Genomic DNA, 17,071 nt, shown 5'->3' with positions numbered 1-17,071 from the left:
ACAAAAATTTAAGCTTAGAATACTAGTGAACAAAATTAATGAAGAAAAAACTTGTTTTTTAGCTCAGTTCTTTGTTGTGTGCAGTTTTTATTATGATGACAGCAAACGAAAAAGCAAATGACTTAGTAAATCAGTATAGAATGATATTAATGAATGAAGATACTGATTGTGGTAACGAAATTCTTTGTAGCCTTATAGCAATAAAGTCAGCAAAAATAACCGCTAATGAAATGATTAAGTATATTTCAGAAAGTGCTGATTATGATGGATACAAAGTAAGATATTGGAAAGATGTAATTAATGAGTTAGATGCTCTTTAAATTGCACACAACGGCTTAGTATTATGATTTCGTTGCGATTAGTCGTAAGACTTATCGTAAAGAAAATCGATGTTTAAATTTAGTGTTTTTTGTCGTAAAACGGCAAAACTAGCAATGAATTATATACATTGTTGCCATTTAGCTGTTTTTTATCATTATGTTTAAATCGTTTTTCAGAGTTACAATCTTTATCATTATTGAATTTTAATCATTCTTATATTCCTTAACGTTTTTCTTACGTTCCTTATAGTCATTATTGTACTCCTTAACGTTCATCATGCGTTCCTCCGAGTCATTCTTGTATTCCTCCACGTTCATCATGGGTTTTCGCACGTCACTTTTCCATTTTCGTACGTTCATCATGCGTTCCTTACAGTCATTGTTGTATTCCTCCACGTTGTTTTTCCATTTTCGCACGTTCATTATGGGTTTCCGCACGTTATTTTCCTCTTTTCACGATTCATTGCTAAAATCTGACCGATTCAATTGTCAATCCGATAGAGTGGAAGTCAATTTAAAATTTATCGGAAGAGTAAAATTTTACTTTTAAAGAACTTTATTATCTGGAAAATCGAAATTTCGCAGTTAATGGCAACGTTTAGTATATGAAAAGTAGGCGATTTCGAAGCACGAAACTTTCGTTTAAACACAAACTTTGAAACGAGCCAAAAACCTTGAATTTATTACTATTCCGCCTATTTTTTATATACATTGTTACCTGCTGGCTTTATTTTTTCGTTCGTCTTTCAGCGTTGGCAAAGACATACTCTTTTGCAATTTTGGGCTTGTGTGTCGGCTGGTGCGAATTGCAAATGTGTATGGCTTTAAGCGTGGGCATTAGTCAAACAGTTTATTAAATGGTTTCCAATTTTCTGTCAATTTCCCTGGCGTATAATCGTAGTCAAATTTCGCTCCGTATTCCGCTTTCGGTTCTTCAACTCCGTTTAATCTCGGTTCTAACAAATATTTTTCGTTATTGAAATAATACCATTGGTTATTCTCTAACACTACAAGTCCGCCAACATATTTTCCGCCATTTTCATTTAATTCTTTCAGTTTGTTAGCAAGTCCTTCAGCACGTCCTTCTGGGTTTTGTGCTGTCTGTCCACTTTTCGTGTCAAATATTCCAATTCTACCATCTTTGAATTTTAAAATCCAATCAGGATAAAAGAGTGCTTCTTCTTTTTTGGCTGTGTTGTAGTATTTCAAGCAATAAAATTCTTTACCTGAATCTCCATTTTTAAACCACCAATCCAACTTATCTTTTTTCTGTTCGAGGTAATTCAAGAATTTCAGTTCGTTATCTCTTCCTTTATATTCCTTTTTTAAGTAGAACGGTTGAATTGCACTTAATTCTGAAATTCCTTCTTGAGCGGTTAATTCAGCATAATCTTCTGTAAATGTATATTCTTCCTTAATTTCAAAAAGTGGTGCTTCTCGTTTTTCTATGTCTTTTTTACGCTTTTCAAGATATTCTTTTTTAACAGGATAATATTCTTTCAAAGTTTTGGTCAAGGCTTGTCTGAAAATACTTGACTGCTCTTCGTTTAAATCATTAATTAAAATGCGATAGTACAAATTACTGTCTTGGTCAAAAATACTCTTAAACCAAACTCTAAATGCTGATTTCAAAGGTGACCAAGAACGAGAAACGTTTGAAACCTTGGCTTCTGCTTCCGTTTGTTCAGATAATAGTTGAAAGCAATACCAATTAAATATCTTCTCGACATCATTTCTTGATATTTCGTAATCTTCTTCGTGTCCTTTTTTTGCAAAGTCTAAATTGATTTTGTCGTAGTCCGTAAATTCTGCATCAACAATTAGCTTGTTTGTTAAAGTCGGATTTATATCAATTCCCTTTGCTTCAATTTTTTCACGCATTATGGCTGGATGGTCTTGCTCGTCAAAGCCGAAGTAATTGTCAAATGATTTTAAAAAACCATTTTGAAATTTTACTGCGTGACCTAAATCTCCATAATCCACACGAGAAACAAAGTCAGAAAATAATCCTTGTATATTTTCTAAATCTTCTTTTCGTTTTGAAGTGTAGATAAACGGTTTGTTTTTAGCTCCTTGGTCTGGAATTTCTACATCATTTCGTTTGTAGTTTGTGTATAAATATCCTGTTCTTAAATTCGGATTGTTTTTGAAATCATCTTTACGATTAGGTTCTGCCATTCGTAATATTCTACCAATAGTTTGAACATAAAAAGAAGCCGAATTTATCTCTCTGAACATTACTAAAATATGTGCTCTTGGACAGTCCCAACCTGTTCCTGCTGCTTGTTTGAATAGCATAAAATCTACATCACTTTCATTGTGGGTAATGAAGTCCATATTTTTTTGCTTTCCGTCAAACCATAAAGCAACTTTTCTATCAATGTCTATTTTCTTTTTTCGTAGGTAGTCCGTGACAATTTCCTCTTTGGTTTTTTGTCCTGCATCTTTCAAACGACTATCGTCATTAGGTAATTGGATTAAAACTAAAGGATTTATGTCTTTACCTAAAGTTTTATACTCTGCTTTGAGTTCTTGTTGACGTTCAATTGCTAAATCTAAAAGCAACTCGTCTAAATCTTTATTCTTGTATTTAGCTAAATCTTCCTCTGTTTGAACTGCAATTTTTTCTTTGATTAAACCTTCTTCTACAACTTCCTCACGTTTTACGCCAACATATCCTGCTGTTCCGTCTTCTATTTCATCAATTCCGGGAACGTTTTTTGGTGTAGCCGAAACATTGAGAATTACTTTTGGATTTATAACGTCTATAACCTCTTGTGCTAAATTCGTGTCTCGATTTTTGTGGCTTTCATCTATGATTAATACAAACTCTCTATTTTCTTTATGCGTGTTTTCAATTAAATCATCAAAGTAATATCCTTGCTCTTTTAAATTCACTTCTTCGTCTGGTCGTCTCAATAATCGGTTGTCTTTTTTTGAAGCAACCAATTTTTGCCAATTGATAAAAAGAATATCGTTTTTGTATAATTTTCCTTGCTTAAAATCATTTACGGTTAGTAAACCGTTTTCAAGATTAGTATCAAAATATTCTTGAAACTTGTCTTTGCTTTGCATTGCCAAATCTTCTGAAAATGTAATCCAAATAAAGGCTTTGTCATAATCCCAAGTTGGCATACCGTTCAAACTATGCACAAAGTTGGCAACCATAAATGTCTTACCACTTCCTGTGGGCGATTTAAACGCCAAAAGTCTTTGCGATTCTGAATTTCCCCACAATTTTGTGAATGTGGAAACTAATTTATCTATGGCTTTCGTTTGAAAGTTTAATGGACTATATCTGCTCATACGGTTACTATATTGTATATCCTCTTGTATATTTCTAAAATGGGTTGCGGAATGGTTTTAATGGTAATGTGTTCCAAATGGTCAAACAAAGCCTCAAACTCACTTCTATTTCCCCAACTAAAAAGATACAATGCGATTGGTTTTTTTATATTTTCTACTTTCTCTAAAAAAGCTTCCATTTCAGTCATTTCTTCTTTAAAATAAATAGCAGTTACTTTTTTATCATTTTCAAACAGTTGATAGCAACTGCTTAATTCTATTTCTTCTAATGTGTTTTCTGCAATGGAAAGCAAATAGCCTGCTTTATGAGCCAATGAAGATTTATCTTCATCTGTTGCTGAAAGAATATTGTTTGAACCAACAAAATCAGTCTTGTAGTATTTTAAAGAGTTACCAAGACCTTGTATAACTTCTTCCTTTCTATTGGTATAACCTGAAATAACTTTTGAAACTCTCGGATAACATACATCATCAATGATTTTGCCGTCTCCATTATTGTTTTCATTGTTTGTTGCAATGATAAATTTGATTTGCTTTTTATCTTCTTCATTAAGTTCTAAAACTGCCTGTGCAGTTGTTCCTGAACCCGCAAAAAAGTCAAGTACAGTAAAACTATCTTTAAAAAATGAAATAGATTTGATTAGCTTTTTTATTAAATTCACAGGTTTTGAATAACTAAAAGGTCTGTCTTTATCAAAAATATCTTTTAGTAAACCATAAGCGTCTTCATTTGTAGCTTTAAAATCTCTACCGTCAAGAAATGAAGGCATTGCTTTAAATGAATTATTATTTGTTCTAATAACTCGTGGTTGGAAACTGGAAGTATTTATCAATACTTTAGTTTCATCCTTAATTTCTTCGTCTAAAAATTCTTGACTCCAAGTAAAAGGTGCTTCTAAAGAGAATCCTGTCTTGATAATATTGTCTTTTACGACAATATCGTTTTGCAATATTGTGGAAGTAGTTCCTTTTCCATATTTTCCTGCTTTGTAAACTCCATCTTTTAATTTTGTCTGAACAAAATTTTCAGGAAACACAAGGGTTTTTACAGCATTTGTTCTTTTTACAATAGGTTGAGATTCTGTTTTGTCTGTTTCTCCACCAAATAGTTTCACTCCATCTTTTTTGCAATAGACCAAAACATACTCGGTTAAACTTACAAGTTTGTTTGAGAGAAAAGAACCTTTTCTTTTTTTAAACCAAACTATGTTTCCGATAAAGTTTTTTTCTCCAAATATTTTATCACAAAGAAGTTTTAATTGTGCTAATTCATTGTCATCAATTGATATAAAAATTAAGCCTGAATCAGATAATAAATCTTTCGCTAATTCCAATCTTTTATTCATAAATGAAAGCCAATAACTATGTCGTAAAGGATGGTCTTTTGGAACTTCTGAACCATCAGGATATTTATCTAATACGCGTTTGTCTTTATATGTAAAACCGTCAGAACCTGTGTTGTAAGGTGGGTCAATATAAATAAGGTCAATTTTACTTTTGTGCGTGTAGTTTAAACAAGTAAGTGAATGGTAGTTGTCGCCCTCAATTAATATGTGAGTTGGTTTTCCGTCCTCATTTTTTATGGCTTTTTCTTTTACCTCTGTCAAAATAGGAAGTTGGTTTTCACTTTCTTCCTCAAATGCTTCGGGAACGTCTAACCAAGTAATACCGTATTTTTCTGTTTTAATTCGGTTGTTGGCAATTTCTAATTTCTTTTTTAGTGCCTCTATTTCAGCATATAGTTCCTTTTCTGTTGCCATTAGTTATTCTCTTTGTTAGATATTATCAAATCTTTCACGTCAATGTCCAAAATGTTTGCAATGTCCATTAAGGTTTCCAATCGTGGTTGTTGTCGGTTTTGTGCATAAGCATTTACCATATTGTAACTCTTTCCAAGTTTTTCAGCCAACCAAGTTTGCTTTATCCCTTTCTGTTCCAACACTTCCTTAATTCTGTTCATTTCAGACGTTGTTTATGTAGCCGCTAATTTAATACGATTATTTTAATTATCTCAAAAAGTTGTGTATAAAGTGTAAATATTCTGTTTGGGTGGCGGTGGGGAAGGGCAAGCTCTTTTGGTTTTTCAGCGTTGGGTTTAGCGTTGGCAAAAACCAAATGTGCTTGACCGTGCGGTGGCTCTTTTTTCAGCTTGCAGGTAACGGTTTAAGGTATGGAAAGTTGCGATATTGTAATCGTATTTTTCCGATGTTTAAATTTAAGTTATTTATGTTTTAGAAACATTCTATTTTATTGAATTTAGCAATTTTTTATACCTATTGTTAGGGCACGTTTTTAATTCAATTGTTCTTTATTTTCAATACAATAATTTTCAACAAATTTCACCCAATTATCATACCAATACCATTGGTCTTCCACGTTAACACCAAAATTCTTTTTAGGATCTTTCGCATCGTTTTCTTTCCATAACAATGTGTTTTTGTGAATTGAAAATTTAGAAAATCCTTTTTCAATCATTAGTTCTTTAATATGCTTTGGTAGAAATTTTTTTCTTTCTTTTTCTTTAATTAAAACATACTCTTTATTTAATCCTTTTGCCTCTGGAGAATTTGCAGGAATAAATTCAATTACTTTATCAGCTTGACCTTTTCTATTTGCTGATTTCGGAACATATAGTACTCGATATGAAAATCGGATATCATTATATAATTCATCTGATAGGTTTTCATCGAAATCGTTAATATATGTTGCAATATTTTTCGGTAAATCTGTAAACTCTTTTAATTTTTTTGTTTGTTCTTCGTTTATCGTTGAAAATTGTAATGAAATTGATAAGTGTTTATCAATTGCAAATTGTTCTCCAAATAACTTTTTTATGTATAAATTATAATTTAAACAACAAGATTGAAATCGAGCACTTAAATATTCATCGATTCTATCAGTCATTTGATGTTCAATTTCGTGCCTTAAACCAATTAAAAATTTTAAGTTGCTACTTGTGACTTTATCAATAGGACTCAGTTTATCGGTTAAACATCTTTCTAATTCCCAATATTTATATGCTCCACGTTTTGTTCTGTCAAATCTTCTTCTTGTTTTTATTTTTTTAAAATATCGATATTCAATACTTTTTTCTCTATAGTAAGCGTGTAATAAATACATCCAAGCAATATTCGATAGAATTATAAAATTTTCGGATTTAAAATTTATGTTTGGGTTATTAAAAATCTGAACAGCAGAAAGCATAGCTTCTCTTGACTTAATCAAAAGTTCAGATTTTATAGATTTTAATCTTCTTTTTCTTTCTGGCATAGCTTTTTTTCGTAATGTGCCCTAACGTTTTATAATATGAAAAGTTGAGGGGTGGTTTCCGCAATTTTTCGGTGTTTAAATGTATGTATTTTAAGGTTTAGAAACATTCCATATTATTGGATTTAGCAATTTTTTATATTAATTGTTAGGTGTAGTTTTTATCTTCTTAATCAACTCGTTCAATTCTGGTATTGGAACTTTAATTACTGATTTTAAAGAATCCGTTTCATTTTTAATCGATAAAACTCCAAGATTATCCTCAATATATCCAATATTTTCAAGTTCTATTTTTAAATCAACATTATCGATTTCCTTAAAACTGTCTTTGAAATATTTAAAGTCAGAGTAATATTTAATTTTGTCTTTCTCGATTGTGAAAATTTCTTTTCCAAATTGATTCCAAGCTATTACTCGAAACATATAATATGCAAATCCCCATAATAATGTGAATGAGAAAAATATTCCTATTTTCAATTCTGCTCGCTCAATAATCATATCAATCAAAAATATTACTGGCATTATTAAAAAAATCAGAAATGTAAAAATCAGGATTATTCTAGCAAATTTTGATTTTTTCTTGATAGATATTGTAAATGAAATTTCTCTGTCGTTAGAAAAGTTAATCTGTTGATTTTGCATTATTCAATTTTTTTCAAGCTATTACACCTAACGGTTTGTGTATGGCAAGTAGCCGATAGAAAGCACAAACCTTTGATATAGAAAACTAAATTTATAAACACGCAAATAGTTTAATTACAGCCCAATAACGGCTATTTGCTATACACTTTGTTATAGGGCGTTTTTATTATGAAACTTACAAGAGAAATACTTACAAAATTAGGCTTTGATAAAAAAGGCAAAATATGGACTAAATGGAAACTTGACCTACACGAAGATGACCCGCACTATTTTTCATTTGATGAAGGTAGAATTTATTTTGATGTAGAAACGGTCGAAGAACTGCATACACTTTGGAAAGTAATAAAAGCCGAAGATGAAATGCCACTTCCTTTAAATGCCCTATAACGGGTTATAATATGAAAAGTTGCGCTTTGGTAACCGCAATTTTCCGATGTTTAAATTTAGGGTAATTGGTTTTAAGAATCATTCTATATTGTTGGGTTTAGCAATTTTTTATATTAATTGTTGGCATTAGTATTTATTCTATTTTTTCGAATTCCATTATGTTTATAAATCTTTGAATCAATTGTAAGTTTTCATTCTCATTGAATATATCTATTTCGAAATATTCTTTTTTAATTATCTCGTTAGCAATATTCATTCTGTTGAGCATTGGAATTATACTTTTCAAATATCTATTATAAAATCCAATCAAATCATTTTTTTTATTTGGAATTTTATATCCATATTTTCCCTCAATACTGACTATAATTACGCCTTTATCTCTTAACGTTGAAATTAAATCTCGAATGTGTTCTTTTGAGGATTTACTATTTATTCTTTTGATAATTTCAACTAATTCATATGTTTCTGATAATCTATTGGGGTCAGTTCTGAAAATCAATAATAAATGTTTTAATAACTCAATTTCCTCAATCGTTGCTTTTCCGCTATTTAGATAATCTAAAACAACATTTAGACATAATTCGCCAACTTTTTTATCTGAAACATCTAGTTCATTATTGTATTTGCCTAAATAACTGGAACTTGAATAAGGATAAAAATCAATAAATAATCTACTATTTATTTTGTTAAATATTTTTTCTGCATCAATATCTTTGTGACTTACACAAAATATTTTACCAACGCATCCAGAATAGAAATCTGCAATTTGAATTAAAGGTTCTTCAAATTTGTCGTCAGCTATTTTGTATAATCTATCAGGATTGAATAAAGTCGGCTAAAATACTTTTCTTGAAATATAATTGGTCAAACTAGTTCTAAAATCTTCGCTTCCTATTTTGTCAAAATATATTTCGAAACTCTCATATCTCTCAACAAATTGAGTTAAAAATAATCTTTGAAAAAATTTATAAAATACAGTTTTGTCTTCTAGATTTTTATTGTCAATTTTCCTTTTGTCAATTATAAAACTAAATATTCCAAAATCGATGCTACTAAATTCCTCAATAATATTTAATCGCTTATTAATATCTAATTTACTTGATTTTAAAGGAGAGCCTTGTCTATATTTATTAGAAATAAATGTTCTTAATTCCTTTGCCTTGTTTAAATCATTTTCGTTGATTACAACTGCAGTATAAATGAAGTGAGAAAATGTTCCTTTTTTAGATTCTGTATCTAAATGGCTATTTCCAAATTCATCAAAATATATGTAAGCTTTTTTTTTCATCGCATATTAATGCCAACGAGTTTTTATATGATTTGTGCGACAGGAAAATCGGAGATTTTTCTGCCGTAGCAAAACGTTAGTTGAATGTTTGTCGTTTGTGTTAGTTTAAATGTAAGCATAAATTATATGAGGTGTTACCACCTGGCGTTTTTATATGTTTCTTGTAAAATCATTTTCGGATAGAATTTCTATTTCTGAACCTTTCTCAATATATTTAATTGCAGTTTCTTGTTTGTTACTCATTCCGTCTTCTCCAACAACTCTATAATCTTGTTGTCCAACTATCAAAAAATCTGTAGATTTAGTCACTCCTCTTAAATTTACTCCTCCAATATCAGCTATAATTTGTTGAGCCTCTTTTCTTACCATTGAAGAAAGTGTTCCTGTGAAAACAACAGTTTTTCCATAAAAAAGACTTTCTTTATTATGTTTAGTCGGGTCTCCAACCATTTTTGCTAAATCTTTAGCTTTGTAAATTCTCTTTGTTTCAGATGGTTTATACCCTCCGTTAAAAACCTTTCCAATATTTGTCTTTAATTTTTCTGGAAAATCATCTTTTGAGAAAACATCAGATTTTCTAAATGCTTTAATTGCTAGTTCTGCCGTAGCTCTACTGTCAGATTTTGCTCGGTGATGTTTGAATTTGATTTCGTTATGATTACACAATGTTTTCAAATCATAAGCGGGTAAATTTTTCCAAACTTTTTTTGAAAAAATATAACTACAAGAATATTCTAATTCAGGAAAAGGAATATCATAAGTCTCTAAAGTTTTTCTTAAAACACTAAAATCAAATCCTGCGTTATGAGCAATTAAAAATTTGTTTTCGATTAATGGTTTAACTTCTTTCCATACTTCGTCAAATTCAGGCTCATTTTCAACATCTTCTGGTGTTATTCCGTGAATCATAATGTTGAAATAATCAAACTCATTGTTGATTGGTTTAATTAGCCAAGATTTACTCTCTTTAATTTTAAAATTTTCAACGAAAGTTAATCCAATTTCGCAAGGACTATTTCTTTGTGCTGTTGCAGTTTCAAAGTCAATTGTTATAAAATTCATAGCATTTATTTTTTTTCGTAGCTTGGTGGTAACGGTTTAGGATATGGAAAGTTGCGATTTGATAACCGTATTTTTCCGATGTTTAAATTTAAGTTTTTTATGTTTTAGAAACATTCTATTTTATTGAATTTAGCAATTTTTTATAACCATTGTTGTAGCTAGTATTTTTTTATCACACTCATTAAACCATTATAGCTTTTCTCAGATTCCAAATATCCTTTCTCTCCAATTTCAATAATTTCATATTCTTTCTTTAATAATTCTAATTTGAGATTTGGAATATCATCAAAGTTATAAAAAGGAATTTTTCTCGTTTTCTGAACTCCACTTTTCTTGTTTTTGTAATAAATATTTTTTTCGATAATTTCCCCTATTGGTTCGTCATCATTTCTTTTTCTCTTGTCCTTTAGAGCTTCAATTGAATATGAATTTTCTGCAAAAATAAATGAATCATTTTTATATAGTTTGAGGTCCAATTTCACAACATTTCCTAAACCTGTTTTAAATTCAATCTTTGATTTGTCATCTGTTTCAAGAAATTGAATTTTCAAGTTTATAAAATTTTCTATTGTGTCAATTTTTTTGACTAGTTTAGAATTTCGCTCAATATTCTCAATTAACTTTTCATTCTTTTCAATCCAATCAACTTGGCAACTTAAAATAAATCCTAAAAAAATAATGAGGAATAATTTTGTCTTTTTCATATTAGCTACAACGGGATTTTATAAGATTTGTGCGACTGGAAAATCGGAGATTTTTCGGTTGTAGCAAATCGTTAGTTGAATGTTTGTCGTTTGTTCTAGTTCAAATTTAAGCATAAATTTTATGAGTTGTTAGGCACTGTTTTTTATTCTATTAAACTCATCTGTTCGTTCATCTTATTTCTAAAGTAAAAATATAATATAAAATATAGTGATATTCCTAAAACTAAAAAAATCAGCATAAACTCTGAATCGTTCTTTTTCCCGATAGCCTTGTGAAATTGACTCTGATTAATCATTGATTTAATCAAAAAGATAATAAATAGTCCAATCAAGATTAAATTAATAATCAGCATTGCTGAACTCAAAAAAATCAATTTATCGCTTGAAATAATTGCAGTCAAAATACTCATTAGTAGTACGACTCCGTAAAGTATTAAAGCCTTTTTTGAATTCCGATTAAACGATTCGTAAATGTCTTTTGCGGAATCATAATTTTGATTTTTATAATTCCCAGTCAAAATTAGTTGCTCTTTATCAATTCCTCTTTTTTTTAGAATTTCTAATGTGTCATTTCTCAAATTTTCATCATAACCGTATTGACGATAATTTTTAACAATATCTATTAATTTCTCAGAATCAAAGGATTTTAATCGTTCTATTTTATCTGTCATTTTTTTCAATCGTAATAGTGCCTAACGGTTGTTTATAAGATTTGTGCGTTTGGAAAATTGGAGATTTTTCGGACGTAGCAAATTGTTAGTTGAATGTTTGTCGTTTGTACTAAATCAAATTTAAGCATAAATTTTATGAGTTGTTGTAAATAGTTATTTTTCCAATATTATTTTTTCTCCGTCCCAAAAATATGTCTTTATAATTTCTACACTTTCAACTTTATAATCTTTATTAAGCGTAGATTTAGTCAATAATATTTGATTTTTCTTTCCGAACTTTTGATTCGGGAATCTCAATTCTTTTATTGGTGTTGGTCCATCACAATGAAGATATTCAACTTCAGGAAGTTCAATTAATTTCCCGTTTTCTGTTTTTAAAAAGTAGTTTGAATAGTAATTAGTGCAACAGGCATCGTATGAAGATTGCAAATGAATTATTTGAGTTATATTTTTCAAGTTATCAATACTCAAAACCTTAATTGAACTCCCACTATAAAATTCTAATTCTGAGATGTCAAACTTGGTAATTATTTTCCCATCTTGATCTTTTAAGTATCTTAAAATAGGTTCTGTTTTATTAGTATTATTGTTCCAATAATTTTCGGCAACAATAGAGTCTATTTCCGTTAAATAATACTCATTTGATTCTTTGAAGTCATTATTTGTCTGACTAAATGATTCCAGTAGAGGAAGTAATATTAATATTCCTAGAAGTATCTTTTTCATAATTATTTACAACGGTTTAGGACAAGGAAAGTTGCGATTGGTAAATCGTAATTTTCCGATGTTTGTCGTTTGTTTGTAAAGTAAATCGTATTTCTCTAATCATAATAATTTAGCAATTTTTTTTGTGCATTGTTGGGCAATCGTTAACTATCAATCATAAAAAAATGATGATTTCTTTTTTCTTTGGATTTTATATAATCGGGTAATGAAAACTGCTCTTCATTTATAAAACTATTAAATTCATTAGAGTAGTAAATTTTATCATTAGTTAAAAGTTTCACTCTTGATATTGTTTTAAATTGACCTCCATATTTATAAATTTTGGATATTGCATAATGATTTGGTAACAAAATATCAGACCAAAAACTATTCCCGCAAATTACAAAAGGTTCATAGTATTCAATTGGTTTCCATTCCCCTTCTTTATCTTTAGCTTCTTGAATCATCATTACCCAACCCTCTTTTAAATTTATTGGAATTGTCAAACGTGATTGATTGAAGATTAATATAGGATATGCTTGTTTCAAATCATTAGATTCTCTGTAATATTTTGAATATGAGTTTTTAACTAAATTTGAATATTCAAGAATATCGCTAGATTTAGTTTGTAAATTTTCGTTTAATTCTAGGTTATCCTTATAGTTTGGCATATTTAGAATTTGGGTAGTATCAACATAAATTCTTAAATCATTATTTCCTAATTCATAACTTGTTTCATTTGGATTAGACTCTATTGGTTTCTCAATGTCAGCTAATTCTAAATCATCAATTTCAATTATTTCTTCTTCATACTCAAGAACTGACTGAGTTGAATCATTGTAAATTATAGTTTTTATAAGGTAATCATCATTTTTTTTCTTTAAATTTTTTATTTCAAAAGGCTTACCAATTTCCTCAATTCCTATCAAATCATAACCTCCTTCTAACATTTTCTGTGTTTTCAAAACAGAAATTGTTGTTGGAATAGAATCTTTTATATTCGGAATACTGTATTTTGTATTCACTCTTGTACAAGAAATAAAGAGGGAAAGTAAAATTATATTTTGGAGTAGAAATTTCATCTTAAATGTTGCCCAACGGGCTTTTATAAGATTTGTGCGACTGGAAAATCGGAGATTTTTCGGACGTAACAAATCGTTTGTTGAATGTTTGTCGTTTGTACTAAATCAGATTTAAGCATAAATTTTATGAGTTGTTGCAAGTTTTTACGACACGCTATGCTGATAATTGAATTTTAGTACTTTCCGCGATTTGTCATTCTTGTTCTTTATAAAAATCCTTTTTTTTTGTTATTAATTTATCTTTTTACTTGTTTTAGCGTTCTGCAATTTTTCTCCGTTTCAATGTTCAAATCCGCTCTGATTTTAAATTTCTCCGTTTCATTGAGCTTTTTGCGTTTCAATTCTCAAAAATCAGTAGAGTAGAAGTGAACTCAAATTTATCATTTTTATTTAATTTGTCATTAAACTAATTTAAAAAAAACAATTTTCTCATTTTACTAAATTTGTCATTGAAAGAATTTTTAATCAACTAAAATTCATCTTTTTAGCTTAATTTGTCATTTTACTAATTTTAAATAAAATCATTTCTCAGCCAGTTTTTTTTGTTTTAAATGAACTTATTAAAAACGAATTAATCTGTTTTACATCCAACCAAAACTCCGCCGAGTAATTACTTGCAACGATTTAGAGTATGAAAAGTAGCGTAAAAACAACAGTAAATTTCGGATTAGTAAACTGGTTTAAAAACACAAAACTGTACAAATGGCTTGGCAAAAAGAAGCTATTTTTTATACGCAGTGTTGCCCACAGTAATAATCCACCGTTATTAAGATTGTCAGATAAAGAAAAATCAGAGGTCTTTGAGGAATTTAAACTACACTCAAAATATTTTAAATTATTCATAGAATCAGGTCATTTCATTGTTATGTTCAAACAGTTAATGGTTTCAGAGTATTTTTTATTTAAAAATGAAATAATACAAATTTTAAAAGTTGACGAGAAATATTCAAGAGGTGAATATAAAGACATTGAAGAATATAATTTGGCTTTAGAAAAAGCAAAAAAATCATACGATAATGCTTGTAAGTTATTTCTTGAAAATCATCCTAAAAAAACAGGTATTATTCAAACTAAATTGAATTAATCTATTTTAATTTCAAATAATCTCGCTTAAACTTTATTGAATATAACTCAATAAACGAATTAAGGCACTTTTCATAAACAGTTCTATTGTTCTCGTCTATGGTTAGTGTCTTTTCGCAAATATTTACTACATCTATCTTAAACCTATTAATCAGACTTTCAATATCATTTGATTTAGTAATAGTTGGAGATAAGAAATCATACTTATCTTTAGATTCTCTTTCTATCACTCTAAATTCATATTCGGTAAATGTTTCAGAAAACTTTCCTTTTTTACTAAACTCATTAACATCGTCTAATAAGTCTTTTTCTTGTTTGTCTAGTCTTGTTTCTTGTTCTTCCATTTCCATAGTGTTCGTTATTGTGGGCAACTCTGTTATATGTTCATATTATATACGTTTATCCCCAAAATCTGTCGGGATAAGGTGAATAAATGTATGTGTTATTAATTTTAAAATTCATAGCATTAGGGACTGACATTCAAATATAAAAGATCTCATTAATTATTAATATGACTATTATCATTTTTAAATATTTCGATTTATTTTCAAATATTCATCTTTGTTCTTATTAATTTTAAACTTCTTTACAGCTTCATCTAAAGGATTGCTTATTGTTTCTAAACTTCTTGTAGAAACATGCGTGTAAATCATAGTGGTTTCTGGTTTATTATGTCCTAATAAAGTTTGAATCAATCGTATATCAGTTCCATTTTCTAATAAATGTGTAGCATAGCTATGTCTTAAAGTGTGCGGTGTTACTGTTTTTGTAATCCCTGCAAGTTTACAAGATTTTCGTAAAAAAGCTCTAACGCTACTTGCCGTGTACTTATTACTTGGTGCGCCTTCGGCAAAATATATAACAGGATTATAAGTTCGAATATAATTGTTTATTAATGGAGTTAAACTAACAGCCATATTAACATATCTGTCCTTTCTTCCTTTACTATTCTTAATAGCTACCTGAAGTCGGTGCACATCAATATGTTTTAATTCCAAGTTAATAAGTTCCCCAACCCTTAATCCACATGAATAAATTAATGCCAAAATAGCTCTGTGCTTTAGGTTTTTTGTAACTCTAAGAATTTCCAATAGTTCTTGCTGAGATAATACAATTGGCAAAAATTTCGATTTCTTAGGTCTTATTAAATTCAGAGCTTCTATCTTAGATTCAGGATAAAATAATTTAAAAAGCTTTAAAGCACTAATAAATTGTCTGTGTGTGCTGATACTATATTTTTTTGGGATAAATACATCTTCAACAAACAGCTCCACATCTCTATTCGTTAATGTATTTAGTGGTTTATCTTTAATGTAATCTAAAAAATCAGCAATAAAAACGGAATACGTTTCAACGGTACTTTTTCCATACATTCTTCCATCTAGGTACTTTATAAAAGCTTCTAAGATTTTTTTATTGTCATTACTTAAAATTCTTGGTGACCTTATAATATTGTATTTGGGAACGCTGTATAAAGAGGCATCTTCTTTTATAGTTGTTAAATTACCAAAAGAATTTCTTACCAACTTTAAATTTTCTTGGTTAAATTTTCCGTGCCAACATCTTCTGGATTTGCTCCATTTAAATTTTCCAATAGTTCTAATTATTGAAAGCAATTGATTATTATACTTAAAAAACAGCAATATTGAATCAATATTATGTATTGCTTCTCTTTTAAGAATAATAGTGGGAAGTAACTGATTTTTCATAGCATTTCAAATATATCAAAATTTAATGAAAAATTAAAATTAACAAGGATTATAATTCCTAATCTAATATTACTTAATTAAATGAAACTAAAATATCAATATTTTAACCTAACATATTACAAGGAATACAATGTATAAAAATATTTATACCTATACTTTTTGTCAACTATACGTATAAATAATGTCATAGATACTAAGAAACTTCGTCAAAGTTAGTATACTTATTACTAAAAATACTAGTATTTTTATATTAAATATACTAGTTTATTTTTGCAAGAATACTAATTTAATTTTTTGAAAATATTACAATAAATTTGTAACTTTGAGAAATGTACCTTTTAAAGGTTATATCAAAGATATAAAATAATTGTAGTTAAAAAGGTATTCATCCATTTTTTTATTAACAACTAATAGTTAAATATGCCTATACGATACCGCATTACAAAACGAAGTAATACCATTGCCAATAATAAAGAACCTCAGTATATTATGCAAGCTGTAAGCACTGGAGTAGTAGATTTAGACCAAATTAGTCACCAAATTAGTAATGAATGTACGTTGAGTGTAGTGGATATTAAAATGGTGCTTTATGCCTTAGGTGAAAAACTGCAGTTTCATTTAGAAGACGGGAAAATGGTAGATTTAGAGAATATAGGAAAATTTAAAGTCGGCTTTAAATGCAAAGCCGATCCAGACGCCTCAAAACTAACGCCTAAACGAAATATTCAAAAATACCATTTAAACTTTCAGCCTTCTGTAGTCTTAAAACGATGGTTAAAAAAAGGAATTAAAACCTACAAAGAAGGTAGTAGAAGTAAATAAACTAATTATAGAGAGTTGAGATT

18 protein-coding genes are annotated in these 17,071 nt (G+C 29.0%); 4 read left to right on the top strand and 14 right to left on the bottom strand.

Going from position 1 to position 17,071, the window contains the following annotated elements:
* Window positions 1-92 precede the first annotated feature (92 nt).
* A complete protein-coding gene (locus tag IEW75_RS02820; RefSeq protein WP_134248521.1) occupies window positions 93-320 on the top strand; it encodes a hypothetical protein in 228 nt (75 codons plus the stop codon).
* A gap of 837 nt (window positions 321-1,157) precedes the next feature.
* Here IEW75_RS02820 and IEW75_RS02815 read toward each other — a convergent pair.
* The 5 genes from IEW75_RS02815 to IEW75_RS02795 form a co-directional block, all read right to left on the bottom strand.
* Window positions 1,158-3,626: a DEAD/DEAH box helicase gene (locus IEW75_RS02815; RefSeq protein WP_134248520.1), complete on the bottom strand. Its 2,469-nt coding sequence runs from the start codon at window positions 3,624-3,626 to the stop codon at window positions 1,158-1,160.
* The gene (locus IEW75_RS02810) at window positions 3,623-5,386 is read right to left on the bottom strand and encodes a site-specific DNA-methyltransferase (protein ID WP_134248519.1); all 1,764 of its coding nucleotides are present in this window, start codon (window positions 5,384-5,386) and stop codon (window positions 3,623-3,625) included. Before IEW75_RS02810 ends, IEW75_RS02815 begins: the two co-directional genes overlap by 4 nt.
* The gene (locus IEW75_RS02805) at window positions 5,386-5,586 is read right to left on the bottom strand and encodes a helix-turn-helix transcriptional regulator (RefSeq protein WP_134248518.1); all 201 of its coding nucleotides are present in this window, start codon (window positions 5,584-5,586) and stop codon (window positions 5,386-5,388) included. Before IEW75_RS02805 ends, IEW75_RS02810 begins: the two co-directional genes overlap by 1 nt.
* 332 nt (window positions 5,587-5,918) lie before the next feature.
* On the bottom strand, window positions 5,919-6,896 hold the full coding sequence (locus tag IEW75_RS02800) for a DUF3644 domain-containing protein (protein WP_134248517.1): 978 nt from the start codon (window positions 6,894-6,896) through the stop codon (window positions 5,919-5,921).
* A gap of 138 nt (window positions 6,897-7,034) precedes the next feature.
* On the bottom strand, window positions 7,035-7,535 hold the full coding sequence (locus tag IEW75_RS02795; RefSeq protein WP_134248516.1) for a hypothetical protein: 501 nt from the start codon (window positions 7,533-7,535) through the stop codon (window positions 7,035-7,037).
* A 168-nt stretch (window positions 7,536-7,703) separates the two neighbouring features.
* On the opposite strand from IEW75_RS02795, the gene IEW75_RS02790 reads away from it, so the two are divergent.
* Entirely contained in the window at window positions 7,704-7,922 is a 219-nt protein-coding gene (locus IEW75_RS02790; protein WP_134248515.1) for a hypothetical protein, read from the top strand.
* 133 nt (window positions 7,923-8,055) lie between these two features.
* Here IEW75_RS02790 and IEW75_RS02785 read toward each other — a convergent pair whose 3' ends face one another.
* From IEW75_RS02785 to IEW75_RS02755, 7 genes are all read right to left on the bottom strand, one after another.
* A complete protein-coding gene (locus tag IEW75_RS02785; protein WP_134248514.1) occupies window positions 8,056-8,421 on the bottom strand; it encodes a hypothetical protein in 366 nt (121 codons plus the stop codon).
* A gap of 336 nt (window positions 8,422-8,757) precedes the next feature.
* Entirely contained in the window at window positions 8,758-9,210 is a 453-nt protein-coding gene (locus IEW75_RS02780) for a DUF3800 domain-containing protein (RefSeq protein ID WP_134248513.1), read from the bottom strand.
* Window positions 9,211-9,360: 150 nt separating this feature from the next.
* Window positions 9,361-10,272 carry an exonuclease domain-containing protein gene (locus IEW75_RS02775; protein WP_134248512.1) on the bottom strand — a complete coding sequence of 304 codons (912 nt, stop codon included), beginning with the start codon at window positions 10,270-10,272 and terminating at the stop codon, window positions 9,361-9,363.
* A gap of 158 nt (window positions 10,273-10,430) precedes the next feature.
* A complete protein-coding gene (locus IEW75_RS02770; protein WP_134248511.1) occupies window positions 10,431-10,976 on the bottom strand; it encodes a hypothetical protein in 546 nt (181 codons plus the stop codon).
* A gap of 143 nt (window positions 10,977-11,119) precedes the next feature.
* Window positions 11,120-11,647: a hypothetical protein gene (locus IEW75_RS02765; protein WP_134248510.1), complete on the bottom strand. Its 528-nt coding sequence runs from the start codon at window positions 11,645-11,647 to the stop codon at window positions 11,120-11,122.
* A 153-nt stretch (window positions 11,648-11,800) separates the two neighbouring features.
* Window positions 11,801-12,373 carry a hypothetical protein gene (locus IEW75_RS02760; RefSeq protein ID WP_134248509.1) on the bottom strand — a complete coding sequence of 191 codons (573 nt, stop codon included), beginning with the start codon at window positions 12,371-12,373 and terminating at the stop codon, window positions 11,801-11,803.
* A gap of 143 nt (window positions 12,374-12,516) precedes the next feature.
* Window positions 12,517-13,434: a hypothetical protein gene (locus IEW75_RS02755; protein WP_134248508.1), complete on the bottom strand. Its 918-nt coding sequence runs from the start codon at window positions 13,432-13,434 to the stop codon at window positions 12,517-12,519.
* A 772-nt stretch (window positions 13,435-14,206) separates the two neighbouring features.
* Here IEW75_RS02755 and IEW75_RS02750 point away from each other — a divergent pair.
* Window positions 14,207-14,518, top strand: a complete 312-nt coding sequence (locus IEW75_RS02750; RefSeq protein ID WP_134248507.1) for a hypothetical protein — start codon at window positions 14,207-14,209, stop codon at window positions 14,516-14,518.
* Window position 14,519: 1 nt separating this feature from the next.
* Here IEW75_RS02750 and IEW75_RS02745 read toward each other — a convergent pair whose 3' ends face one another.
* Window positions 14,520-14,861, bottom strand: coding sequence for a hypothetical protein (locus IEW75_RS02745; RefSeq protein ID WP_134248506.1), 342 nt, complete (start codon window positions 14,859-14,861; stop codon window positions 14,520-14,522).
* 183 nt (window positions 14,862-15,044) lie between these two features.
* A complete protein-coding gene (locus tag IEW75_RS02740; protein ID WP_134248505.1) occupies window positions 15,045-16,226 on the bottom strand; it encodes a tyrosine-type recombinase/integrase in 1,182 nt (393 codons plus the stop codon).
* 420 nt (window positions 16,227-16,646) lie between these two features.
* Here IEW75_RS02740 and IEW75_RS02735 point away from each other — a divergent pair, with 420 nt between their 5' ends.
* The gene (locus tag IEW75_RS02735) at window positions 16,647-17,048 is read left to right on the top strand and encodes an HU family DNA-binding protein (RefSeq protein ID WP_134248504.1); all 402 of its coding nucleotides are present in this window, start codon (window positions 16,647-16,649) and stop codon (window positions 17,046-17,048) included.
* Window positions 17,049-17,071 lie beyond the last annotated feature (23 nt).

This window comes from Lutibacter litoralis (assembly GCF_014646675.1).
Lineage (GTDB): Bacteria > Bacteroidota > Bacteroidia > Flavobacteriales > Flavobacteriaceae > Lutibacter > Lutibacter litoralis.
The sequence above is the reverse complement of the archived record's forward strand: the minus strand, read 5'-3'. Positions and strand labels throughout refer to the sequence as shown.